Here is a 22,162-nt window from a genome sequence, read left to right on the forward strand (position 1 = left end):
GGGACCAGCCCTCACGACGCTCCGCGCCGCAAGAAAAGAACTGCGATGTCCGGCTCCGCCGGACCTGAATCCGCGACGCTTGGCGTCGCCACCACCAGATTCGCTTCACCACCGGCCTGAAGGCCAATGCACTGCGAATGAATTCCGGTAGCCGATGCCGAGGCAGATGTCGAGCCAGCGGCGGCGCAGGACGGCGTACGGGTCCGGTGCGGCCTCGGTGCCCGGTGCGGCCTCGGAGGGGTGCCGGGGATCGCCGTCGGCTCGGAATCCGGGGGCCGCCGCGGCCGTCGTCGCCATCAACGCGGCCGTGAGCAGGAGCGCTCTGCGGGTGGACCTCATGGGGGACAGGGCTCGCCGGTCGGGAGTCATGACCACGTCGCCTACCACCTCCGCGTCCGCACGCCAACATTTCGCCGATGACGTTGCCGCGCGCCCGGAATAGGTCTACCGTCGTTTCCGTTCACCTCGTTGAAGATTCAACATCCTCTCCCCGGGAGCACATCATGGGCATCTTCGGCCGCAAGGACAGCACCAACACCACCGCGGCGCCCGCCGCGGTGAACCCCGACCTCGCCGCCCTGACCGGCGACTACACCATCGACCCGTCCCACTCCTCGCTGGGCTTCGTGGCCCGGCACGCCATGGTCACCAACGTCAAGGGCAAGTTCCTCGACTTCACCGGCACGCTGCACCTGGACGGCACCGACCCGTCCGCGTCCACGGCTTCCCTCGACGTCAAGATGGACAGCATCGACACGGGATCCGCGGACCGCGACGGTCACCTCAAGAGCGCGGACTTCTTCAAGACGGACGAGTTCCCGACCATGACCTTCCGCTCCACGTCCGCGGAGGCCCTGGGCGGCGACGACTACCGCATCACCGGTGACCTGGAGATCCTCGGCACCACCAAGCCGATCACCATCGACCTGGAGTTCAACGGCGCCGCGAAGGACCCCTTCGGCAACGAGCGCGTCGGCTTCGAGGGCAAGGCGGAGATCCTGCGCTCCGAGTGGGGCCTGACCTGGAACGCGGCACTGGAGACGGGCGGCATGCTGGTCTCCGACAAGATCAAGCTCAACTTCGACATCTCGGCGATCAAGAACGCGTGAGCCGTCGGCGCCGGTCTGCCGACCGCGCCCCTGAGCGCGCCCGCCCCTCGTTCCGCACGGGGAGGCGGGCGCTCGCGTATGTAACCCCGCGGTACGCGGCCCCGCGCACGCAGGTGTACGCCGTCACGCGTCAGGCGTCTCGTGTTCCGAGCGCCACCGCTCCCCCGCGCACAGCACGCGGTGGCCGAATCCCGCCCCTTGTGTGAGCGGTCACGGCGTTCTCATAATCCAACATCAGATTTTGTCCTGCCCATGCCACTCGATGGGCAATTCTTTGCCGCCATTGATGACATGCGCACGTCAGCTCTGTGTTCCGGTTGCTCGGATCCGCAGCTCAACCCCCCACAGAAGGGCACCACGTTGAAGAAGCTCCTCACGGCCCTCAAGAGATGCGCGGCCGCCGGTGCCGTCGCCCTCGCGGTCGCCAGTCTCCAGCCCGTCTCGGCCGCCCAGGCCGCCCCCTCGCCCGTCATCGGCGGAACCCGCGCCACGCAGGGCGAGTTCCCGTTCATGGTCCGGCTTTCGATGGGCTGTGGCGGCGCGCTCTACACCCAGCAGATCGTGCTCACCGCCGCGCACTGCGTCAGCGGCACCGGCGCCAACACCGGCATCACCGCCACCGCCGGCGTCGTGGACCTGCAGTCCACCACCGGCCGCGTCCAGGTCAAGTCCACCTACGTCTACCGGGCCCCCGGCTACAACGGCAACGGCAAGGACTGGGCGCTCATCAAGCTCGCGCAGCCGATCAACCTGCCGACCTTGAAGATCGCCACGACCACGCAGTACAACACCGGCCCCTTCACGGTCGCCGGCTGGGGCGCGGCCACCGAGGGCGGTGCCCAGCAGCGCTACCTGCTCAAGGCCACCGTGCCGTTCATCAGCGACGCCACCTGCCGCTCCTACAGCGGCTACAGCGGTCTGGTTCCGAGCGACGAGATATGCGCCGGCTACGCGGCCGGCGGCGTCGACACCTGCCAGGGCGACTCCGGCGGCCCGATGTTCCGCCGTGACTCCGCGAACGCCTGGATCCAGGTCGGCATCGTCAGCTGGGGCCAGGGCTGCGCCCGTCCCAACGCCCCCGGCGTCTACTCGGAGGTCTCCACCTTCGCCTCCGCCATCGCCTCGGCGGCGTCCTCACTCTGACGCGCGCCGCTTCTCGTACGTCTTCTCATCCCGCATCCCGCATCCCGTACGACGTCCACGGGCCCGGCGCTGCCCCGCGCCGGGCCCGTGCCCGCGTCCGCACACCCGGTCCGGCGGGTCAGAACCCGCCGCCGAAGTCCCCGCCGCCCCCGCCGAAGTCCCCGCCGCCGCCGAAGTCCCCTCCCCCGCCGAATCCCCCGCTGAAGTCGTCGGAGTTGAAGTCGGCGCCCGACAGGTCGCCGCCCTCGTAGCCGCCCGAGCCGAAGTCGCCGTAACCGGAGCCGTAGTCGGCCGCGTACGCCGGGCCGGCCATCACGCTGCCGAGCAGGGTGCCGACGAGCAGGCCGGGCAGGATGCCGCCGCCGAAGTAGCCGCCTGCCCAGGGGCCGTAGGCGGGGCCCGCCTCCCAGTACGGGCGGCGGCCGTACTCGGTGTCGACCTCGCGGACCACCGGGTCGCGGCCGTCGGCCAGCCGGGTCCGGTCGGCCGCGCAGACCGGGACCTCGCGGGTCGCGCCGCCCGGAGGCGTCCAGGTCATGTCGGCGACCGACGGGCCGTGGCGCGGGTCGAAGAAGCAGGGCGGCCGGCGGTCGGGCAGCGGCCGGCCCTCACGGCGGGCGGCCAGTGTGGCGAGCGAGAAGCGGCCGTCCTCCAGGGCCTGGGTGACGGCCCGTACGTCCTCCGGTTTCCCGGCCTCCGCCATGGCCGACTTCGCCCGGTCGTAGGCGTCCAGCGCCCGCTCGTAGTCCGCGCGCATGGTGTCGTCCGCGCCCGCCTCCGCCGGATGGAAGTCGAGCCGGTCCAGTTCCTCGCCGAACGCGGTGATGTCCTCGTCGACGACCACCCGCAGCTTCTCCATCGCGGCCCGCTGCTCCTGAACGTGCCGGCGCCGGTTGCGCCGGACCAGCGTGTAGGCGCCCGCGCCGACGACGGCCAGGACGATCCCGGTGGTGATCAGGCCGGTGGTGGGCACGCCGCTGCCGTTGTCGCCGGAGGAGTTCCAGGTGGAGGGGGCCGAGCCGCCCATGTTGGTGAGGGCGCTGTCGGTGAAGTCGTTCAGCTGGGCCCTGGCGCCCTCGCCCGCGACGGTGGTGACGAGGTTCTGCACGGCGGCCCGGGGCAGGACGGCGGAGTCGGCGCGGGCGTCGAAGCGGTCGCCGAGGCGGACCCCGTACAGGCCGGTGATCCCGGTGGCGGTGCGCAGCTTCGTGAAGAGGCCCTGGGTGGGGTAGCCGGCGGGCAGCACGGCGAGGAACAGCGGCTTGTCCGCGTTCTTGATCTGCCTGGCGAGCGCTTCGGCGTCCGCCGACGAGAGCTGTGCGCGCGCGGCCGGATCGACGTAGACCGGGTTCTCGCGGAGCGCTTCGGCGATCGCCGGGACGCCGGTGGCCGCGGAGGCGCGCGGGGCGCCCGCCGTCAGGGCCGCAAGGGCGGTCAGGGCGACGAGCGCCAGAGCGATCAGCAGTCCGACGGGGCCTCGGGGAAGTGTCGCGGCCTTCATACCTCGAACCTACCGTTCCTCCAGCGAATGGCCAGTGGTGGCCGCGTCAGCCCGGACGAACACGGTCCGGCCGGTGCTGCCGGAGCGGACGTCGGCCACGCCGTCGCCCTCGCACCAGGACGCCAGGACGCCGGCCGGCTCGAAGCCGTCCGGCGGGCGCAGCAGCCGTACGACGAACGGACGCCTCAGACGCCGGCCCCACTCACCGAACCCGTCCGACGGACGGCCGGCATGCGCCTTGGCACCCGCGGCTCGGGCCGCCGACGCGGGCCCACGCCCGCGCACGATCCCCACCTAGAGCCAGGCGGCCGCGAGTGGCCGCCCGTGCCCGGCGGCCATCCACAGGGGCGCGTCAGGTCACGCCTGGCGCGGAGGGATCTGACCGGCGGTCAGCTGAGGGAGGCGAGGGCCGCGTCCAGGCGCGCGGCGGCCTCCTGCGCGACGGGCTGCAGGGCGGACAGACCCGTAAGAGAGACCATCGTGTTCGGGTCCAGGGCCTGGACGATCGTGTGGTCGCCCTCTCGGCGCACGACGACGTTGCAGGGCAGCAGCAGGCCGATGGCACGGTCGACTTCGATGGCACGGTGGGCCAGCGGCGGGTTGCAGGCGCCGAGAATCAGGTAGTCCTCCATGTCGTGGCCGAGCTTGGCCTTGAGGGTGGCTGCGACGTCGATCTCGGTGAGGACGCCGAAGCCCTGGGCGGCGAGGGCTTCGCGTACGGCGTCGACCGTGGTGGCGAAGTCGCTGGTCAGGCTGACGGTGCGGTCGTAGCTCACGGGTTTCTCCAGTGATGGGCAAGCATGCGAATGACCCGATGATACCCCCCCGGGTATCGTGTACGCTCATCCGACCATTACCCCCCGGGGTATCTCAGGAGGATTCCATGACGAGCGTCGACCACGCACCGAAGACCAAAGCCCCACTCTCCCCACCTTCCTCACCCGGCCCGCTGGGGCGCCTCGGCGACTGGACAGCGAGCCATTTCAGGACCGTCCTGGCGGGGTGGGTGATCGTCGTCGCCGTGCTCGGTGTCTTCGCGCCGCAGGTGACCACCGCGCTGTCCGGTGCGGGCTGGCAGAGCAACGGATCGGAGTCCGTCGCGGTCCGTGAGCTGACCCAGCAGCACTTCGGCGGCACCGGCTCCACCGCGATCCAGGTCGTCGTCCACGCCGACCGGCCGGTCACCGACCCCGCCGTGCGGACCGTGCTCGCCAAGGCGACCGAGCTGCTGACCGCCGACGACCGGATCTCCGAGGTCGTCCAGCCCCGGGCCGGGGTGACGATCAGCCGGGACGGCCGGACCGCCGTGCTGCTGGGCGGCGCCAAGGCCGACCCGGACGACATGGTGCGGGCCTCCGACGACCTCAAGGATCCGCTGCGCGCGCTGTCCACCGACGGCATCGCCGTGCGGGCCACCGGCGCGTCCGTCATGTGGAGCGACTTCAACACCGCCAACCTGGACGCGATGATCCACGCCGAGATCCTGTCCTGGCCGGTCACCCTGGTCGTCCTCGTGGTCGCCTTCGGCTCGCTCGTCGCCGCCGGCCTGCCCCTGCTGCTCACCATGGCCGGGCTGGCCGCCTCCGTGGGCTCCTTGGTCCTGATCAGCCATGTCACGCCGATCTCCGTCTGGGCCATGGACTTCGCCCTGATGTTCGCCCTGGCGCTCGGTATCGACTACGCGCTCTTCCTCGTCATCCGCTTCCGCGGCGCACTCGCCCGCCACGGCGACCCACGCCGCGCGGTGGAGGAGACCATGGACACCGCGGGCAAGGCCGTCCTGCTGTCCGCACTCACCGTGCTCGTCAGCCTGTCCGCCGTGATGCTCGTGCCCGCCCCGGCGGTCCGCACCATGGCCGTCGGCATCATGCTCTCCGTCGCCTTCGTGCTCGCCGCGACCTTGACCCTGCTGCCCGCCGTCCTCGGCAAGCTGGGCCCGCGCGTCAACCGGCTCGCCCTGCCCCGGACCCGCACCGACCAGGTCGTCTCCCCGCTCTTCGGCGCCTGGGGCGAGCGGCTGTGGCGTCACCCGCTGCGCTACGGGGTGCCCGCGGTGCTGGTCCTGGTCGCGCTCGCCGCCCCGGTGACCGGGCTGAGGACCGCGATGCCGTCCATCGCCGTCGTCCCCGCCGCCGACAGCTCACGGCAGGGTTACGAGATGGTGCAGCAGGCCCTCGGCAAGGGCGCCCCCGGCATGCTCCAGATCGTCACGCCCACCGCCCAGGCACAGGCCACCGCCCGCACCCTCGCCACCACCGACGGCATCGCCGCCGTCCTGCCCGCCCAGTCGGCCACCGACGGCTCTCACTGGAGCCTGATCCAGGCCATGCCATCGGCCGACCCCTCCGACGCGTCACTGAGGAACACCGTCACGACCCTCCGGGCCGAACTCCCGAGCCAGGCGTCGGTCGGCGGCGCGGCCGTGGAGAACCTCGACCTCAAGCAGGCCCTGGACGACAAGGCCCCGCTGGTCATCGGCGTCATCCTGGCCCTCGGTTTCGTCCTGCTGCTCATCGCCCTTAAGGCCCCGCTGATCGCGGCCCTCGGGGTGCTCACCAATCTCCTCGCCACCGGCGCCGCCTTCGGCGTCGCCCGGCTGATCTTCCAGGACGGCCACGGCTCCGGGCTGCTCGGCTTCGACCCGCAGGGGTTCCTGGACGGCTGGGGTCCGGTGTTCTTCTTCGCGATGATCTTCGCCATCGCCATGGACTACACCGTCTTCCTGCTCTCCTCCGCCAAGGAGCACTTCGAGCGCACGGGCGACCCCCGTAAGGCCATGACCGCCGCCCTCGCTCACTCCGGCCGCGTCATCTTCGCGGCGGCGGGCGTCATGGTCGCCGTCTTCTTCACCTTCGCCCTCGCGAAGCCGCTCCCGCCCAAGGAGATGGGCATCGTTCTCGGCACCGCCGTTCTCCTCGACGCCTTCCTCATCCGACTCGTTCTGCTCCCCGCCCTGCTCCGCGTCACCGGCCGTGCCGCGTGGTGGAGTCCCGCGTGGCTGCGCAGGGTCCTGCCCGACATCCGTTTCTCCCACGACTGAGCGACCCCGCCTCGGTGGCCCCGGTCCCGGCCGGGGTTCCACCGATACCCCAGGGGGTACGATCGACCCCATAAGGAACCCACTAGGAGGAGCCGTCCGTGAAGGTCGACGAGGAAGCCAGCACCGCCGTTCTCAACCGCCTCCGTCGCGCCCAGGGGCAGCTCGCCGGTGTCATCGCCATGATCGAGGCCGGCCGCGACTGCAAGGACGTCGTCACTCAGCTCGCCGCGGTCTCCCGCGCCCTGGACCGCGCCGGCTTCAAAATCGTCGCCAGTGGCATGCGCCAGTGCATGACCGCCGCCGACGAGGACGCACCCCCGATGAGCGAGGCCGAACTCGAAAAACTCTTCCTCGCCCTCGCCTGACACACCCGCCGCGGCGTGATGCGCCCGGCGCCCCAGTGGATCAAGTCCGGCTACAGCGGCAGCGAAGGCGGCGACCGCGTCGAGGTCGCCGCTCAGCCCTCCGCCGTCCACGTCGGGGACACCGAGAACACCGGTCCGGTGCTCGCCGTATACCCGGCACGTGGCCGCGTTCGTCAAGGAGTGGGACAAGAGGCCTGAGCGGCGGCCGGACGATGCCCTATTCGGCGGCCGGCTCCACCCCCGCCCGCAGCAACCCGTACGCGTACGCGTCCTCCAGCGCCTGCCACGACGCGGCGATCACGTTCTCCGCGACGCCCACCGTCGACCACTCGCCCGCTCCGTCGGACGTGGAGATCAGGACGCGGGTGGTGGACTGGGTGCCGTGGACGCCTTCCAGGATGCGGACCTTGTAGTCGACGAGGTCGAGCTTGGCGAGCTGGGGGTAGATCTTCTCCAGGGCCACCCTGAGGGCGCGGTCGAGGGCGTTGACGGGGCCGTTGCCCTCCGCCGTGGCGACGATGCGCTCGCCCTTGGCGTAGAGCTTGACCGTGCCCTCGTTGGCGTGGGTGCCGTCGGGGCGGTCCTCGACGATCGCGCGCCAGGACTCGACCTCGAAGTACTTGAGGGGCTTGCCCTCGATCTCGGCGCGCAGGAGGAGTTCGAAGGACGCGTCCGCCGCCTCGTACGTGTAGCCGCGGAGTTCGCGCTCCTTGACCCGGTCCACCACCCGGCCGACCAGTTCGCGGTCGTCGCCGAGGTCGACGCCGAGTTCCTTGCCCTTGAGTTCGACCGAGGCGCGGCCCGCCATGTCGGAGACCAGCATCCGCATGGTGTTGCCGACCTGCTCGGGGTCGATGTGCTGGTACAGGTCCGGGTCGACCTTGATGGCCGAGGCGTGCAGGCCGGCCTTGTGGGCGAAGGCGGAGACGCCGACGTAGGGCTGGTGGGTGGACGGGGTGAGGTTGACGACCTCGGCGATGGCGTGGGAGATGCGCGTCATCTCGCGGAGCCTGCCGTCGGGGAGGACCTTCTTGCCGTACTTGAGTTCGAGGGCGGCGACGACCGGGAACAGGTTGGCGTTGCCGACCCGCTCGCCGTAGCCGTTCGCCGTGCACTGGACGTGGGTGGCGCCCGCGTCCACGGCGGCCAGGGTGTTGGCGACCGCGCAGCCCGTGTCGTCCTGGGCGTGCATGCCGAGCCGGGCGCCGGTGTCGGCCAGGACCGTGGAGACGACCGCCTGGACCTGCGCCGGGAGCATGCCGCCGTTGGTGTCGCAGAGGATCACGACGGACGCGCCGGCCTCCGAGGCGGCCCGTACGACGGCCTTCGCGTACTCCGGGTTGGCGCGGTAGCCGTCGAAGAAGTGCTCGCAGTCGACGAAGACGCGGCGGCCCTGCTCGCGCAGGAAGGAGACGGTGTCGCGGACCATCTCCAGGTTCTCGTCCAGCGTGGTGCGCAGGGCGAGCTCGACATGACGGTCGTGCGACTTCGCCACCAGGGTGACCACCGGGGCGCCCGACTCGAGCAGCGCTCTGACCTGCGGGTCCTCTGACGCCTTGGCACCGGGCCGCCGGGTCGCGCCGAAGGCGACCAACTGGGCGTGCCGGAAGTCGATCTCCTGCTGGGCGCGGGCGAAGAACTCGGTGTCGCGCGGGTTGGCGCCGGGCCAGCCGCCCTCGATGAACCCCACGCCGAAGTCGTCCAGGTGCCGCGCGATGGCCAGCTTGTCCGAGACGGTGAGGTTGATGCCCTCCCGCTGGGCGCCGTCGCGCAGGGTGGTGTCGAAGACGTGGAACGAGTCGTCGAGTTCGCTGGTTTCGGTCATGGTGTCAAGGCTCCTGTGTTGGATCTCGGTCTACCGGAATGACCGGCTCCACCGTCCCCACTTGGTCCCACGCGCTCTCGCCTCCGGCTTCGGGTGGGCCAGAAATGCGAAAAACCTCTCGCGGGTGCGAGAGGTCTGCGCGCGGGTCGAGGACGACGGTGTCCGCCCGTACCTGGTCGTACGTGGCGGTCACTGCGGACCGGCGCGCCTGCTGCCAATAATCATGGCGAACGAGAGCACGGAGGCAGTCTGGCACAACGCGCCCCCGCGCTCACCGTCCGTCTCAGCATGCGAGCCCCTGATCTCTCCGACCAGGGGCCCTGATCTCTCGGCCGGGGCCCGGCGGGCTCAGCGGAGCCGGCGGACGAAGCCGTCGTAGTGGCCGTTGGTGTCGCCGGGGACGAGCTGGCCGGAGCGGCTGCCGAGGCCGATGCGCCGGGCGCCCGCGCTCACCGAGTACAGCGACACCACGGCGTCCGTCACGGGTCCGCCGGTGACGGACTCGCCGACCAGACGGGTGCTGCCGGTGCGCAGGTCGCGGAGGTAGACGTTGTCCGGACCGAGCTGTCCGTCCGCCAGCCGCGGATCCGCCTGGTAGGCCACGTACCGGCCGTCCGGGCTGAGAACGGGCTGGCGGACCCTGTTCTCGCCGGCGGGACCGGCATGGATCCGCCGGGTGACGTCCCTGCGCAGATCGCGGACGTAGACGGTGGAGTCGTCCCCGGAGTCACCCGGGACGAGTTCGTCCGGGCCCCAGTAGTCGAAGGCGATCGTCCGGCCGTCCGCGGAGAGGGAGGCGGGCAGCGCGTAACGCTCCGCCGGGGTGCCGTCCGGCTTGACGTTGACCTGTTCCTCGGTGCCGGTACGCCGGTCGTGCACCCATGTCCACCCGACCGAACTGCGCGGCACCAGCTGCGTGTACGCCACATAGCGGCCGTCGGCGCTCAGTCCCTGCAGGAGCGCGGGGGTGGTGGGGCGGTCCCGGTTGGTGATCCGCTCGGTGGTGCCGGTGCGGCGGTCGAAGACGTACACGACGCCGAAGAGGTCACCGGGACTGTTCTCCATCCGGTCGGCCTTGGCGTTGAAGGCGATGTAGCGGGCGTCGGCCGACATGGTGGCGCCGGCCGCGAGGGCGGAGCCCTTGTCGAGGGCGACGCTGATCCGCTTCGTGGTGCCGGTGCGCCGGTCGCGCAGGTAGATGTCGTAGGCCGCCTCGTTCGTGGGCGGGTTCTCCCAGTGGACCAGGTTCCTGGCGTTGGAGCGGAACAGGACGTACCGCCCGTCCGCGCTGATCTCCAGCGCGGACGACGAACTGTCGGCCTGCGCGCCGTCCGAGCCGACGCTGACCCGCTCGACCGTCCCCTTGCGCAGGTCGCGCACGAAGGCGTCCGAATGCCCGTTGGTGTCGCCGGGCACCAGGTTGGACGCGTCCGCCGTGAAGGCAGCGAACCGGCCGTCGGCGCTGAACTGCGGCCCGTACGCGTCGTTGTCGGCCTGCTCCCCCGTCGCCGACAGCGTGACCCGCTCGATCGCCGGCTTCGGTGCCGGCGCCGACGCCGCCGATGTCACCGACAGTGCGACCATCGCCCCCGCGATCACCGCGACGGACGCCCCCCGCATGGTTCTGAACATCTCTTCCCCCAGTTTCCCCGCAAGCGCTTCTCCCCCGGCCCCGCGCCGAGGGCTCCCCACGAGGCAAACGCATCACCAAGTACGGGGTCAATCCCTCGAATTGAGTACAACCCGGGCGCACCCTCGGGCGTCCGCGAGGCGGCCCTCGTACCGGAACTCCCGTACGTGGCCGAAAAGTTGCCCCCGCTCACGCGCGGCGGCGCGATGCTGCCCCCGTGTTGCACGACGCGGCCCGCCCCGGGACCGGGACGGGCCGCGTCGTCAACTGCGGGGCGGTCAGCCCAGCTTGTGCATCCAGCCGTGCTTGTCCTCCCGCACGCCACGCTGGATGCCCAGCAGGGCCTCGCGCAGGCGGACGGTGACCGGGCCGGGGGTGCCGTCGCCGTGGGTCCAGGCGTCGGACCTGGTCTTGACGTGGCCGATGGGGGTGACCACGGCCGCGGTGCCGCAGGCGAAGACCTCGGTGAGGTCGCCGGAGGCGGCGTCGGCGCGCCACTGGTCGAGGGTGACGACGCCGTCCTCCGCCTTGTAGCCGAGGTCGCGGGCGACCTGGAGGAGGGAGTCGCGGGTGATGCCCTCCAGGATGGAGCCGGTCAGCTCCGGGGTGACGATGCGGTCGCCGTAGACGAAGGCGATGTTCATGGAGCCGGACTCCTCGACCTTGGTGCGGGTCACCGCGTCGAGGTAGACGACCTGGTCGCAGCCGTTGGCCGCGGCCTCGGCCTGCGGCAGCAGGGAGGCCGCGTAGTTGCCGCCGGTCTTGGCGTGGCCGGTGCCGCCCGGGACGGCGCGCACGTAGTCCTCGGAGACCCAGATGGTGACCGGCTTGACGCCGCCGGCGAAGTAGGCGCCGGAGGGGGAGGCGATCAGCATGAACAGGTACTCGTTCGCGGGGTGCACGCCGAGCGCGGCCTCCGTGGCGAACATGAACGGGCGCAGGTACAGGGACTCCTCGCCGCCGTGCGGCGGCACCCAGTCGGCGTCCTGGCCGAGCAGCGCGTCGAGGGCCGCGATGAACAGCTCCTCGGGCAGCTCGGCCATGGCGATGCGGCGGGCGGAGTTGCGGAAGCGCCGGGCGTTGGCCTCGGGGCGGAAGACCGCGACCGAGCCGTCGGCCTGGCGGTACGCCTTGAGGCCCTCGAAGATCTCCTGGCCGTAGTGCAGGACGTGCGTCGAGGGGTCGAGGGAGATCGGCCCGTACGGGACGAGCTGCGCGTCGTGCCAGCCCCGCCCCTCGGTCCACTTGATCGTCACCATGTGGTCGGTGAAGTGGCGGCCGAACCCGGGGTTGGCCAGGATCGTCTCGCGCTCGGCGGCGGAGAGCGGGCTGGCGGAGGGCTTGAGCTCGATCGTCGTGGGCGTCGTCATGAGTGGTGTCCTTCACCGGTTGTAGTGACGGGCCGCGCTCACGCCCGTACTGCCAGTGGCCAGTGTCAGGACGTCCGAGCATTCCCTCATTCCGCGGCTCCGCGTTCGATTATCACTTGCGGGGAGCCATGGACGAAAACAGCGTGAATGCGGCCCAGGGGATGATGGTGGCACCCGGCGGGGACATGCGAAAGCCGCCGGGTACGGAGTGACCCGGCGGCTCGCGGAAAGCGCGGCGGGTCAGCCGGCTACGCGTACGGCGAGCGCGTCGCCGATCTCGGAGGTGCTGCGGGCCGGCTTGCCGGTGCGCTCCGCGAGGTCCACGGAGACCGCCTCGTCGATACGGGCGGCCTCCGCCTCGTAGCCGAGGTGACGCAGCAGCAGGGCGACGGACAGGACCGTGGCGGTGGGGTCGGCCTTGCCCTGGCCGGCGATGTCCGGGGCCGAGCCGTGCACGGGCTCGAACATCGAGGGGAACTCGCCGGACGGGTTGATGTTCCCGCTCGCGGCGACGCCGATGCCGCCGGAGACGGCCGCGGCGAGGTCGGTGATGATGTCGCCGAAGAGGTTGTCGGTGACGATCACGTCGAAGCGCTCGGGCTGCGTGACCAGGTAGATGGTCGCCGCGTCCACGTGCATGTACTCGGTGGTGACGTCGGGGAACTCCGCGGCCACCCGGTTGAAGACGTCGGTCCACAGGTGACCCGCGAAGGTCAGCACGTTGTTCTTGTGGATCAGCGCCAGCTTCTTGCGCGGGCGGGCCTGCGCACGGGCGAACGCGTCCCGGACCACGCGTTCGACACCGAAGGCCGTGTTGACGGAGACCTCGGTGGCGACCTCGTGCTCGGTGCCCTTGCGGATGGTGCCGCCGTTGCCGGTGTACGGGCCCTCGGTGCCCTCGCGGACGACCACGAAGTCGATCTGCGGCTCGCCGGCCAGCGGGGTGGCGACACCCGGCAGGAGCTTCGAGGGACGCAGGTTGACGTGGTGGTCGAAGGCGAAGCGGAGCTTGAGCAGGAAGCCGCGCTCCAGGACGCCGGAGGGGACACTCGGGTCGCCGATCGCGCCGAGCAGGATGGCGTCGTGCTGCTTCAGGGCGTCGAGGTCGGCGTCGGTGAGGGTCTCACCGGTCGCGTGGTAACGCGTGGCGCCGAAGTCGTAGTCCTTGGTCTCCAGCTTCACATCCTGCGGAAGGACGGCCGAGAGGACCTTCAGGCCTTCGGCCACGACTTCCTGGCCGATGCCGTCACCGGGGATCACTGCGAGATTGATGCTGCGAGACATGTCGGCACCGTACTCCTTGTCCCATGGGATGACACGACACGTCCGCGATACGGACACGCCGGAGTGGGCTCACGTCAACCCTTTGCCGCCTATTCACCCGTACGCAGGACCGTCGTTGGGGTTCGCCGGGAACGTCTCCCCCATGGAGACACCCGACTGCGGCATTCCGCCCGAGCTCGCGCGCCGGATGAGCATGGCCGAGCAGCACGAGTACCTGCGCACCCGGCTGCCCCGGCGCCGCGCGCTGGTGACGGCGGGCGCGGTGGCGGGTGGTCTGCTGACGGGGTGTTCGGGCGATGGTCCCAGGAGCACGGCCACCGGACCGTCGGCCGCCGCCGCTTCGACCGCGTCCCGGGTACCCGGCTCGGCCGCCCTGCCCTTCGGCCGCCATCTCGCGTTCGGCGCCGACCCGAAGACCCGGATGCGGATCTCCTGGCAGGTGCCGGCCGCCGTCCACCAGCCGTATGTCCGCGTCGGCACCCGGCCCGACGAGCTGAGCCACAAGATCGAGGCCGAGGTGCGCGATCTGCACACGCCCGGGGTGACCGGGGTGCGGTCGGCGCTGGACCAGTTCTATGTGCACGCGGCCCTGGACGGCCTGCTCCCGGGCACGACGTACTACTACGGCGTCGGCCACGACGGCTTCGACCCGGCCGCGCCCGCCCACCGCTCGACGATCGGCTCGTTCCGTACGGCCCCCTCGGCCCCGGAGCGGTTCGTGTTCACGGCCTTCGGCGACCAGGGAGTCAGCCGGGCGGCCGCCGCCAACGACCATGTCCTGCTGCGCCAGAAGCCCGCCTTCCACCTCCACGCGGGCGACATCTGCTACGCCGACGGCACCGGACACGGCGAGAGGACGGACGGCTACGACCCCGGCTACTGGGACCTGTTCCTCAAGCAGAACGAGCAGGTCGCGAAGTCGGTCCCGTGGATGGTGACGACCGGCAACCACGACATGGAGGCCTGGTACTCCCCCGACGGCTACGGCGGCCAACTGGCCCGCTGGTCCCTCCCGGACAACGGCTTCGACCCGCGCACGGCACCGGGCGTGTACGCGTTCACGTACGGCAACGTCGCCTGTGTGGCGCTGGACGCGAACGACGTGTCGTACGAGATCCCGGCCAACCTCGGCTACACGGACGGCCGGCAGACGGCCTGGCTGGACAGGAAGCTGGCCGAGTTGCGGGCGGACGCCTCGGTCGACTTCGTCGTGGTCTTCTTCCACCACTGCGCCTACTCGACCTCCTCGCACGCCTCCGACGGGGGCGTACGCGCCGCGTGGCTGCCGCTGTTCGCGAAGCACCAGGTGGACCTGGTGATCAACGGCCACAACCATGTCTACGAACGCACGGACGCCATCAGGAACGGCGAGGTGGGCCGGCCGGTCCCGATCGGCGCCTCGACGGACCCGACCCGCGACGGGATCGTGTACGTCACGGCGGGCGGTGGCGGCCGTGACCTGTACGGCTTCCCGGCAGGCGTGAAGGAGAGCTACGAGGGGCACGTCAAGGACCGCGAGTCCGTGGAGTCCTTCCAGTGGACGAAGGCGCAGCAGTCCAGGAAGGAGACCGTGGAGTGGTCCCGGGTGCGCTACCGCGGGTTCTCCTTCCTCTCGGTGGAGGCGGAGAGCGGCGCGCGGCCCAGGCTCACGGTGTCGGCGCTGGCGCAGAGCGGGGAGCGCATCGACCATTTCGAGGTGCGGCGCGGCGCGTGAGTCCGCGCCGCACCTCGCACGGGTGCGGCTCCCGGTCTGTGCGTGCGGGCTGCTCGGGGCTCAGTGGCCGGTCGAGCCGCCGTTGTCGCGGCGGTCGAGGGCGCGCTGGAGCGCCGCAGCGGCGTTCTTGCGGTCGGACTCGCTCGTACGGGAGATGTGACGGACTCGACGGCGGGCGGTCGTCTCGGCCATGGGGAATCGACTCCTTCGAGATCACGGAGTGCGGACAGGGGTTACGAGACGCCGGAGGGCGGGGAGCGGTGCCACAGGGATCGCCTGCGTATACGGCCCGGCTCACGACCGCCATTCGCTGGATCGAGCGAGACGTTCGGCTTCTACAAAGTTAAGGGAGGGTGTCCTGTCTGTCTCCACAATTACTCGGACTTCCTACTATCTGAGACGGCGGAGCCGGCCGTTCCGTCCAGTTGTCCGATGTATTTGGTGGCGTCGTGCTGCATGCCTTCTTGACAGCCCCATTCACGACCTCCACCCTCACAGTCATCCGATGACTGTCCACAGGGAGAGCCGCATGCCCGCCATACCGGCCCTGTTGAGGCCGCGCCCCCTCGTCCTGACACTCTGCTCCGCCCTGCTCGCCACCGCGGTGGGCGCCCCGTCCGCCCTCGCCGACCCGACGGACCAGGGACGGTCCTGGAAGGTGGCGGGTCCGCCCGGCTCGCCCACGGCCGTGGTGGCGCTCGACCCGGCGGACGGCCACCCCACCCTCGCCGTCAGACGCGGCGACCGTACGGTCCTGGAGCCCTCGCCCGTCGGCCTGGTCACCGAAAAAGCCGATTTCTCCAAGGACTTGACCTTCACCGGCCGCACCGACCGCACGGTGGCCGGGAGTTACACCAGCACGACCGGCAAGTCCGAGCGCCGCGTGGTCCGGATGACCGAGTCCCGCTTCCGTTTCCGTACCGCGTCCGGAGCCCGCGTCGACCTGCTGACCCGGGTGGCCCGAGACGGCGTCGCCTACCGCTACGTCCTCCCCCGCGACCAGGGCGACGTCCTGCGCGAGACCTCCGCGTTCACGCTCCCCGCGGGCTCGGACGCGGTCATCGGCAAGTACCGCGCCGACAACGAGCTGCCCTTCGTCCGGTACGCGTCCGCCACGGAGCCGCCGACGGGCCCGTACTCGATGCAGGCCCTCTTCAACACCCCGGGCGGACAGGCCCTGATCGCCGAGTCGGACCTCAACGGCACCTACTCCGGCGCCCACTTGACGCACGAGGCGGGCTCCTCGACGTACCGGGTCGGCCTCTGGAACGACGAACCCGTTCAGGTCAAGGAGGGCTCCGGACTCACCACCCCCTGGCGGGCGGTCATCACCGGCGACCTCGCGACCGTCACCCAGTCGACCTTCGTCGACGACCTCGCCCCGCCCTCCCGCGTCCGCGACACCTCCTGGATCAAGCCGGGCCCGGCGCTGTGGACCTGGCTCGCGGGCGGCAAGGAGGCCGGGCAGAGCCTCGACGCGCAGAAGAAGTACGTCGACTACGCGGCCGAGCGCGGCTGGCCGTACGAGGTCGTGGACGCGGGCTGGTACTTCAAGCCCGGCGAGTGGGAGGTCATCGACCCCGACTGGCAGACCAAGAACTGGATGCCCGAGCTGGTGCGGTACGGGGCGGCCAAGGGCGTAAAGATCCAGGTCTGGCTGCACTACACACTGCTCACGGACCCCGTCGAGCGTGAGAAGTGGCTGTCCACGCTGGAACGCTGGGGCGTGGCGGGCGTCAAGATCGACTTCATGGACTCGGAGTCCCAGGAGCGGATGCGCTGGTACGACGACGTCCTGGAGGCCACCGCCCGCCACCACCTGATGGTCAACTTCCACGGCTCGACCATCCCGAAGGGCATGCAGCGCACCTGGCCGCAGGTACTCACCTTCGAGGGCGTCGGCGGTGAGGAGAAGCGCACCAACACGGCCGAACACCTCGCGTCCCTGCCCTTCACCCGCAACGTCATCGGCTCGATGGACTTCACCCCGGGCGCCTTCCACCGCCCGTACCGTCCCAACGTGGCCTCCGACGCGGGTGAGTTGGGCCTGACGGTGCTGTACGAGTCCGGCATCCAGAACCTCGCCGGAACCCCCGAGTCGTACGACGCCCGCCCCGAGGCCCGCCGCTACCTGGAGCAACTGCCCGCACGCTGGGAGCGGACCCGGCTGCTGACCGGCGACCCCGGCCGCGCCGCGGTCCTCGCCCGGCAGGCGCCGGACGGCCGCTGGTTCATCGGCGGCACGTTCGCGGGCGCGGCACAGACCGTGGACGTACCGGTACGTCTCGGTGCGGGCCGCTGGCTGGTGGAGACGGTCACGGACGGCCCGTCGGGCCTCGTCCGCACTCCGCACGTGGTGCGCGACGGCGGCACCCTCGCCGTGCCGGTGGTCGCGGACGGCGGCTTCGCGGCGATCGCCTGCCGGTGGCACGCGGGCCGTACGACCTGCGAGAGCTGACGCACGCGGGCCAGGTCGCCGTCCTGACGGACGGCTTCCTGGCCCGGCGTGTGTCGGCGGGCCTCAGCCCATGTGCGGGTACGTGTAGTCGGTCGGCGGTGCCAGGGTCTCCTTGATGGCGCGGGTCAGGGTCCAGCGCATCAGGTTCTGCGGGGCGCCGGCCTTGTCGTTGGTGCCGGAGGCGCGGCCGCCGCCGAAGGGCTGCTGGCCGACGACGGCGCCGGTCGACTTGTCGTTGATGTAGAAGTTGCCGGCCGCGTAGCGGAGCTTGTCCATCGTGTACGCCGCCGCCGCGCGGTCGTTCGCGATGACCGAGCCGGTCAGGGCGTACGCCGACACCTTCTCCATCTGCTCCAGCATCGCGTCGTACTGGTCGTCCTCGTAGACATGCACGGCGAGGAACGGGCCGAAGTACTCGGTCGTGAAGACCTCGTTCGCGGGGTCCGTGCACTCGACGACCGTCGGACGGACGAACCAGCCGACCGAGTCGTCGTACGTGCCACCGGCGACGATCGTGCAGGACGAGTCCGCCGCGGCCCGGTCGATCGCGGCCTTGTTCTTGGCGAAGGCGCGCTCGTCGATGACGGCGCCGATGAAGTGGGACAGGTCGGTGACGTCCCCCATGGCGATGCCGTCGACCTCGGCGGCGAACTCCTCCTTGAACCCGGAGTTCCAGATCGACGCCGGGATGTACGCCCGGGAGGTCGCCGAGCACTTCTGGCCCTGGTATTCGAAGGCACCCCGGGTCAGGGCGGTCTTCAGGACGGCACGGTCGGCGCTCGGGTGCGCGACGACGAAGTCCTTGCCGCCCGTCTCGCCGACGATGCGCGGATAGCCGCGGTACTTCTCGATGTTGTTGCCGACCGTCTTCCACAGGTGCTGGAAGGTCTTGGTCGAACCGGTGAAGTGGATACCGGCGAGTTCCGGGTGGTTCAGCGCCACCTCGGAGACGGCGAGACCGTCGCCCGTGACCAGGTTGATGACGCCCTTGGGCAGACCGGCCTCTTCGAGGAGACGCATGAGGAGCACGGCGGCGTGGGTCTGGGTCGGGCTCGGCTTCCAGACCACCACGTTGCCCATCAGCGCGGGCGCGGTGGGCAGGTTGCCCGCGATCGCGGTGAAGTTGAACGGCGTGATCGCGTAGACGAAGCCCTCCAGCGGGCGGTGGTCCAGGCGGTTCCAGACACCGGGGGCGTTGGCCGGCGGCTGCTCGGCGAGCAGGTCACGGGCGTACTTGACGTTGAAGCGCCAGAAGTCGACCAGCTCGCAGGGGCAGTCGATCTCGGCCTGCTGGGCGGTCTTGGACTGGCCGAGCATGGTGGAGGCGGCCAGCGTCTCCCGCCAGGGGCCGGCCAGCAGTTCGGCGGCGCGCAGGATGATCGCGGCTCGGTCGTCGAAGGACATCGCGCGCCAGGCCGGCGCGGCGGCGAGAGCCGCGTCGACGGCGTCCTGCGCGTCCTGCTGGGTCGCGTTGCCGTACGTGCCGAGGCGGGCCTTGTGGTTGTGCGGCTGTACGACGTCGAAGCGCTCGCCGCCGCCCAGCCGCTTGACGCCGCCGATGGTGCAGGGCAGGTCGATAGGGTTGTCGGCCAGCTCTTTCAGCTTGGCCTCCAGCCGGGCCCGCTCGGGCGAGCCGGGGGCGTAGCCGTGCACCGGCTCGTTGACGGGGGTGGGGACCTGGGTCACAGCGTCCATGAATCCGTAACTCCTTGAATTGAGCGGGTGTTGCGGGCTCAGCCCTTGGTGATCATGCTGCGGGCGAAGAAGCGCAGGTTGGCCGGCTTCTCCGCGAGCCTTCGCATGAAGTAGCCGTACCAGTCGGTGCCGTAGGCGGTGTACACGCGCATCCGGTGTCCCTCGGCGGCGAGCCGCAGGTGTTCGTCGCCGCGGATGCCGTAGAGCATCTGGAACTCGTACTCGTCGAGCTTGCGGCCGGCGCGGTGGGCGAGTTCCTGGGCGATGGAGATGAGACGCGGGTCGTGGGACCCGATCATCGGATACCCCTCGCCCTGCATCAGGACCTTCAGGATCCGCACGTACGCCTTGTCGATCTCGTGTTTGCGCTGGTACGCGACCTCGGCGGGCTCCTTGTACGCCCCCTTCACGAGCCGCACCCGGCTCCCGCTCTCCGCGAGACGGCGGGCGTCGGCCTCGGTGCGGAACAGGTAGGCCTGGATGACGCAGCCGGTCTGCGGGAAGTCCGTGCGCAACTCCTCGTGGATGGCGAACATCGAGTCGAGGGTGGTGTGGTCCTCCGCGTCCAGCGTGACGGTCGTACCGGTCGCGGCGGCGGCCTCGACGACGGGCCGGACGTTGGCGAGGGCCAGCGCGTGCCCGCCGGGAAGAGCTTGTCCGAACATCGACAGCTTCACGGACAGCTCGGCTCGGGTGCCCAGCTCCAGCTGCTTCAGGCGGTCCACGAGCTCCAGGTAGGCGTCCCGGGCGGTGGCGGCCTGCTCGGGCGTGGTGATGTCCTCGCCGACGACGTCCATCGTCAGCTCCAGGCCCCGGTCGGTGAGCTCCCGGATGACCGGGACGATCTCGTCCACCGTCTCCCCCGGGATGAAGCGGTCGACGACCTGCCTGGTCCCCGGGGCCGCCGAGACCAGACGTCGGATCCGGTCGCTGCGCGACGCTGCGAGAATCACGGGACCCAGCACGGGGCACCTCCACATACCAACCCGGATGAGGCCGCACCCGACGATTCGGGAACGGCACGGGGAACCACCGTGAAACCTAAGGATCCCTCCGATCGTCGGCCATCGACAGCTGTCACGCATCCGTGCCCCAGATCTCAGACAGATGTATGAAGGCCACGCGAAATACGGGAGAATGCCCACGTGACGACGCCGGAGTACAAGGACCACAAGGACCACACGGGCGACTACCAGGAGCTGGTCGACGAGATCTCCGAGCTGCTCGGCGCCCCCGCGACTCTGGAGAACCGCGACTTCGAGCTGATCGCCTTCGGGGCCTACGACAGCGAGGGCGAGCTCGACGCGTCGGCACTGGATCCGGTCCGTGCCCGCTCGATCCTGACCCGCCGTTCGACGGCGGCCGTCCGGACGTGGTTCGAGAGCTTCGGCATCACCCGCGCGACCACCCCGGTCCGCATCCCGCCCACCCCGGAGGCGGGGGTGTACCGGGGGCGGATCTGTCTGCCCGTACGCCATCGCGGTGTCGTCCTCGGTTACGTCTGGCTCCTGGACGACGACCCCGGCCCGACGGAACGGCAGCTGACGGCCGCGATGGAGGTGACGGTCCGCATCGGCGCACTGCTCGCGGACGAGGCCCAGCACGGGGCGGACCTCACCCGGGAACTGCGGGCGGTCCTCACCGCCGAGCGGGACTGGCAGCGCGACATGGCGGTCGCCGAACTCCGAACGGCCCTCGGCCCCCGCGCCGACACCCTCCACACGGTGGTCTGCGTCGCCCCCTGGCCCTCGGCAGACCCGGAGGACGCGCCCTCGGTGCGCACGGTGCCGGGAGCGACGGCCCTGTGCACGATCCCGTGGGGGACGACCGCCCACGCCCTCGCCCTGCTGGTACGGCTCCGCTCGGCGGACGTCCTGACACCGGCCACATCGGCGGCGGGACGGCTGCTGGAGCGGGCCCGCGGCGGGACGGCGGGCGGGGACACGGGGGCCGCATCGGCCGCCGCGGGGGTCGCGGCCGCTCGTGCCGGGCTGGCCGCACTGGGCGCGGCCTGGCAGGAGGCGTCCGCGGCGGCCCGGGCCGCCCTGGCGGAACCCCGGTTCGGGCCGGTCGCGGAGTGGATGTCCATCGGCCCGTACCGTCTGCTGACCTCGCTCCCCCCGCAGTCGGCCCACGACCCCGCCGTACGCCCCCTGCTCTCCCCCACCCACCGCGAACTCGCCCACACCGCCGAGACCTACCTGGACTGCGCGGGCCAGGCCGGCCGTACGGCGGCGGAACTGGGCATCCACCGCCAGACGCTGTACTACCGCCTGTCCCGGGTGGAGAAGCTCACGGGGCTGGACCTGGACGACGGGGAGGACCGGTTGTTGCTGCACATGGCGTTGAAGGCGGCGCGGCTGTGGGCCCAGGGGTGGTGAAGCAGCACAACGGCGCTCGTCAGCCCTTCGTGGCCTCCGCGATCACACGGCGCAACCCCTCGGTGAGCTGGTCCGCCTCGGGGGCGCCCTTCGGGTCGAAGGTCCACTGCATCGCCAGGCCCAGCATCAGGACGAGATAGAAGTTGCCGAGGGTGTTCACGGTCTCGTCCGCGACGTCCTCCTCCCGCCCGCCCATGAACAGCGGGACGATGCCGCGCGCCCCCTCCCGCTGAGCCCGCGCCAAGTGCTCTCGCACCTCGGGCATCTGGTCACCCATCGCCACGATCTCCACGCTGAGCCGCCAGAGACCGCCGGGCTCCCGCATGGTGTCGACGATGTTCGACCACACCTCCTGGAACCGATCGAGAGATCCGGGCTTCGCGGCGCTTCCGGCGGTCACGTCGCCTTCGAACGCGTCACCCATCCCCTCGACCAGCGACACATACGCCTGCGCCAGCAGCGCGTCCTTCGACCCGTAGTGGTAGCCGATCGAGGCGAGGTTGGTCCCCGACTCCTTGACGATGTCGCGCGCCGTCGTGCGCGCGAACCCCTTCTCCAGCAGGCAGCGCTTCGCGCCTTCGAGCAGATCTTCGCGGTGTCCCATGCGGACCAGCCTACCCTTCGATCCATACAAGCGTCCTATACGA

20 protein-coding genes are annotated in these 22,162 nt (G+C 70.8%); 8 read left to right on the forward strand and 12 right to left on the reverse strand.

Annotation, left to right across the window (positions count from 1 at the left end; genetic code table 11):
• Window positions 1-105: 105 nt before the first annotated feature.
• A complete protein-coding gene (locus ACIBK3_RS30775) occupies window positions 106-339 on the reverse strand; it encodes a hypothetical protein (protein WP_399370678.1) in 234 nt (77 codons plus the stop codon).
• A gap of 164 nt (window positions 340-503) precedes the next feature.
• Between ACIBK3_RS30775 and ACIBK3_RS30780 the strand changes: the two genes are divergently transcribed.
• Together ACIBK3_RS30780 and ACIBK3_RS30785 are read left to right on the forward strand one after the other, a co-directional pair.
• Window positions 504-1,109 carry a YceI family protein gene (locus ACIBK3_RS30780; protein ID WP_399370679.1) on the forward strand — a complete coding sequence of 202 codons (606 nt, stop codon included), beginning with the start codon at window positions 504-506 and terminating at the stop codon, window positions 1,107-1,109.
• Between the two features lie 360 nt (window positions 1,110-1,469).
• Complete coding sequence (locus tag ACIBK3_RS30785) at window positions 1,470-2,252, forward strand: serine protease (RefSeq protein WP_399370772.1); 783 nt, start codon at window positions 1,470-1,472, stop codon at window positions 2,250-2,252.
• A 118-nt stretch (window positions 2,253-2,370) separates the two neighbouring features.
• On the opposite strand, the gene ACIBK3_RS30790 is transcribed toward ACIBK3_RS30785, so the two are convergent.
• The 3 genes from ACIBK3_RS30790 to ACIBK3_RS30800 all read right to left on the reverse strand — a co-directional run bounded on the left by ACIBK3_RS30790 (window position 2,371) and on the right by ACIBK3_RS30800 (window position 4,529).
• Window positions 2,371-3,753, reverse strand: coding sequence for a hypothetical protein (locus ACIBK3_RS30790; protein ID WP_399370680.1), 1,383 nt, complete (start codon window positions 3,751-3,753; stop codon window positions 2,371-2,373).
• A gap of 9 nt (window positions 3,754-3,762) precedes the next feature.
• Window positions 3,763-4,038 (reverse strand): hypothetical protein, encoded by a 276-nt coding sequence (locus tag ACIBK3_RS30795; protein ID WP_399370681.1) that lies wholly within the window; start codon window positions 4,036-4,038, stop codon window positions 3,763-3,765.
• Window positions 4,039-4,142: 104 nt separating this feature from the next.
• The gene (locus ACIBK3_RS30800) at window positions 4,143-4,529 is read right to left on the reverse strand and encodes a DUF302 domain-containing protein (protein WP_399370682.1); all 387 of its coding nucleotides are present in this window, start codon (window positions 4,527-4,529) and stop codon (window positions 4,143-4,145) included.
• A 107-nt stretch (window positions 4,530-4,636) separates the two neighbouring features.
• Here ACIBK3_RS30800 and ACIBK3_RS30805 point away from each other — a divergent pair, with 107 nt between their 5' ends.
• From ACIBK3_RS30805 to ACIBK3_RS30815, 3 genes are all read left to right on the forward strand, one after another.
• Window positions 4,637-6,793, forward strand: coding sequence for an MMPL family transporter (locus ACIBK3_RS30805; protein ID WP_399370683.1), 2,157 nt, complete (start codon window positions 4,637-4,639; stop codon window positions 6,791-6,793).
• Window positions 6,794-6,891: 98 nt separating this feature from the next.
• Complete coding sequence (locus ACIBK3_RS30810) at window positions 6,892-7,158, forward strand: metal-sensitive transcriptional regulator (protein ID WP_327731253.1); 267 nt, start codon at window positions 6,892-6,894, stop codon at window positions 7,156-7,158.
• A gap of 18 nt (window positions 7,159-7,176) precedes the next feature.
• Window positions 7,177-7,356, forward strand: a complete 180-nt coding sequence (locus tag ACIBK3_RS30815) for a DUF397 domain-containing protein (RefSeq protein ID WP_399370773.1) — start codon at window positions 7,177-7,179, stop codon at window positions 7,354-7,356.
• Window positions 7,357-7,375: 19 nt separating this feature from the next.
• Here ACIBK3_RS30815 and cimA read toward each other — a convergent pair whose 3' ends face one another.
• From cimA to ACIBK3_RS30835, 4 genes are all read right to left on the reverse strand, one after another.
• Window positions 7,376-8,983, reverse strand: a complete 1,608-nt coding sequence (gene cimA / locus ACIBK3_RS30820) for a citramalate synthase (RefSeq protein WP_399370684.1) — start codon at window positions 8,981-8,983, stop codon at window positions 7,376-7,378.
• Window positions 8,984-9,331: 348 nt separating this feature from the next.
• Window positions 9,332-10,603, reverse strand: coding sequence for a TolB family protein (locus ACIBK3_RS30825; protein WP_399370685.1), 1,272 nt, complete (start codon window positions 10,601-10,603; stop codon window positions 9,332-9,334).
• 288 nt (window positions 10,604-10,891) lie between these two features.
• Window positions 10,892-11,983 (reverse strand): branched-chain amino acid aminotransferase, encoded by a 1,092-nt coding sequence (locus tag ACIBK3_RS30830; protein ID WP_399370686.1) that lies wholly within the window; start codon window positions 11,981-11,983, stop codon window positions 10,892-10,894.
• Window positions 11,984-12,223: 240 nt separating this feature from the next.
• The gene (locus ACIBK3_RS30835; protein ID WP_399370687.1) at window positions 12,224-13,267 is read right to left on the reverse strand and encodes a 3-isopropylmalate dehydrogenase; all 1,044 of its coding nucleotides are present in this window, start codon (window positions 13,265-13,267) and stop codon (window positions 12,224-12,226) included.
• Between the two features lie 142 nt (window positions 13,268-13,409).
• Between ACIBK3_RS30835 and ACIBK3_RS30840 the strand changes: the two genes are divergently transcribed.
• Complete coding sequence (locus tag ACIBK3_RS30840; protein WP_399370688.1) at window positions 13,410-14,981, forward strand: purple acid phosphatase family protein; 1,572 nt, start codon at window positions 13,410-13,412, stop codon at window positions 14,979-14,981.
• Window positions 14,982-15,041: 60 nt separating this feature from the next.
• Here the strand turns inward: ACIBK3_RS30840 and ACIBK3_RS30845 are convergent, their stop codons facing one another.
• Window positions 15,042-15,173 (reverse strand): hypothetical protein, encoded by a 132-nt coding sequence (locus ACIBK3_RS30845; protein ID WP_107056436.1) that lies wholly within the window; start codon window positions 15,171-15,173, stop codon window positions 15,042-15,044.
• Window positions 15,174-15,510: 337 nt separating this feature from the next.
• Here ACIBK3_RS30845 and ACIBK3_RS30850 point away from each other — a divergent pair, with 337 nt between their 5' ends.
• Complete coding sequence (locus ACIBK3_RS30850) at window positions 15,511-17,439, forward strand: glycoside hydrolase family 97 catalytic domain-containing protein (protein WP_399370689.1); 1,929 nt, start codon at window positions 15,511-15,513, stop codon at window positions 17,437-17,439.
• 63 nt (window positions 17,440-17,502) lie between these two features.
• On the opposite strand, the gene pruA is transcribed toward ACIBK3_RS30850, so the two are convergent.
• Both pruA and ACIBK3_RS30860 read right to left on the reverse strand, forming a co-directional pair.
• A complete protein-coding gene (gene pruA / locus ACIBK3_RS30855) occupies window positions 17,503-19,134 on the reverse strand; it encodes an L-glutamate gamma-semialdehyde dehydrogenase (RefSeq protein WP_399370690.1) in 1,632 nt (543 codons plus the stop codon).
• Window positions 19,135-19,172: 38 nt separating this feature from the next.
• Window positions 19,173-20,099 carry a proline dehydrogenase family protein gene (locus tag ACIBK3_RS30860; RefSeq protein WP_399370691.1) on the reverse strand — a complete coding sequence of 309 codons (927 nt, stop codon included), beginning with the start codon at window positions 20,097-20,099 and terminating at the stop codon, window positions 19,173-19,175.
• 162 nt (window positions 20,100-20,261) lie between these two features.
• Here ACIBK3_RS30860 and ACIBK3_RS30865 point away from each other — a divergent pair, with 162 nt between their 5' ends.
• Complete coding sequence (locus ACIBK3_RS30865; RefSeq protein ID WP_399370774.1) at window positions 20,262-21,515, forward strand: PucR family transcriptional regulator; 1,254 nt, start codon at window positions 20,262-20,264, stop codon at window positions 21,513-21,515.
• 19 nt (window positions 21,516-21,534) lie between these two features.
• Here ACIBK3_RS30865 and ACIBK3_RS30870 read toward each other — a convergent pair whose 3' ends face one another.
• Complete coding sequence (locus ACIBK3_RS30870) at window positions 21,535-22,119, reverse strand: TetR/AcrR family transcriptional regulator (RefSeq protein ID WP_399370692.1); 585 nt, start codon at window positions 22,117-22,119, stop codon at window positions 21,535-21,537.
• Window positions 22,120-22,162 lie beyond the last annotated feature (43 nt).

The sequence above is a fragment of the Streptomyces sp. NPDC050287 genome, from assembly GCF_044459385.1.
Classification (GTDB): domain Bacteria; phylum Actinomycetota; class Actinomycetes; order Streptomycetales; family Streptomycetaceae; genus Streptomyces.

Excerpts from the sequence above, each read along its gene's own strand:
- ACIBK3_RS30775 (WP_399370678.1), bottom strand. The coding sequence starts at position 339 with ATGAGGTCCACCCGCAGAGCGCTCCTGCTCACGGCCGCGTTGATGGCG.
- ACIBK3_RS30780 (WP_399370679.1), top strand. The coding sequence starts at position 504 with ATGGGCATCTTCGGCCGCAAGGACAGCACCAACACCACCGCGGCGCCC.
- ACIBK3_RS30790 (WP_399370680.1), bottom strand. The coding sequence starts at position 3,753 with ATGAAGGCCGCGACACTTCCCCGAGGCCCCGTCGGACTGCTGATCGCT.
- ACIBK3_RS30805 (WP_399370683.1), top strand. The coding sequence starts at position 4,637 with ATGACGAGCGTCGACCACGCACCGAAGACCAAAGCCCCACTCTCCCCA.
- ACIBK3_RS30815 (WP_399370773.1), top strand. The coding sequence starts at position 7,177 with ATGCGCCCGGCGCCCCAGTGGATCAAGTCCGGCTACAGCGGCAGCGAA.
- cimA (WP_399370684.1), bottom strand. The coding sequence starts at position 8,983 with ATGACCGAAACCAGCGAACTCGACGACTCGTTCCACGTCTTCGACACC.
- ACIBK3_RS30825 (WP_399370685.1), bottom strand. The coding sequence starts at position 10,603 with ATGCGGGGGGCGTCCGTCGCGGTGATCGCGGGGGCGATGGTCGCACTG.
- ACIBK3_RS30830 (WP_399370686.1), bottom strand. The coding sequence starts at position 11,983 with ATGACGACGCCCACGACGATCGAGCTCAAGCCCTCCGCCAGCCCGCTC.
- ACIBK3_RS30835 (WP_399370687.1), bottom strand. The coding sequence starts at position 13,267 with ATGTCTCGCAGCATCAATCTCGCAGTGATCCCCGGTGACGGCATCGGC.
- ACIBK3_RS30840 (WP_399370688.1), top strand. The coding sequence starts at position 13,410 with ATGGAGACACCCGACTGCGGCATTCCGCCCGAGCTCGCGCGCCGGATG.
- ACIBK3_RS30845 (WP_107056436.1), bottom strand. The coding sequence starts at position 15,173 with ATGGCCGAGACGACCGCCCGCCGTCGAGTCCGTCACATCTCCCGTACG.
- ACIBK3_RS30850 (WP_399370689.1), top strand. The coding sequence starts at position 15,511 with ATGCCCGCCATACCGGCCCTGTTGAGGCCGCGCCCCCTCGTCCTGACA.
- pruA (WP_399370690.1), bottom strand. The coding sequence starts at position 19,134 with ATGGACGCTGTGACCCAGGTCCCCACCCCCGTCAACGAGCCGGTGCAC.
- ACIBK3_RS30870 (WP_399370692.1), bottom strand. The coding sequence starts at position 22,119 with ATGGGACACCGCGAAGATCTGCTCGAAGGCGCGAAGCGCTGCCTGCTG.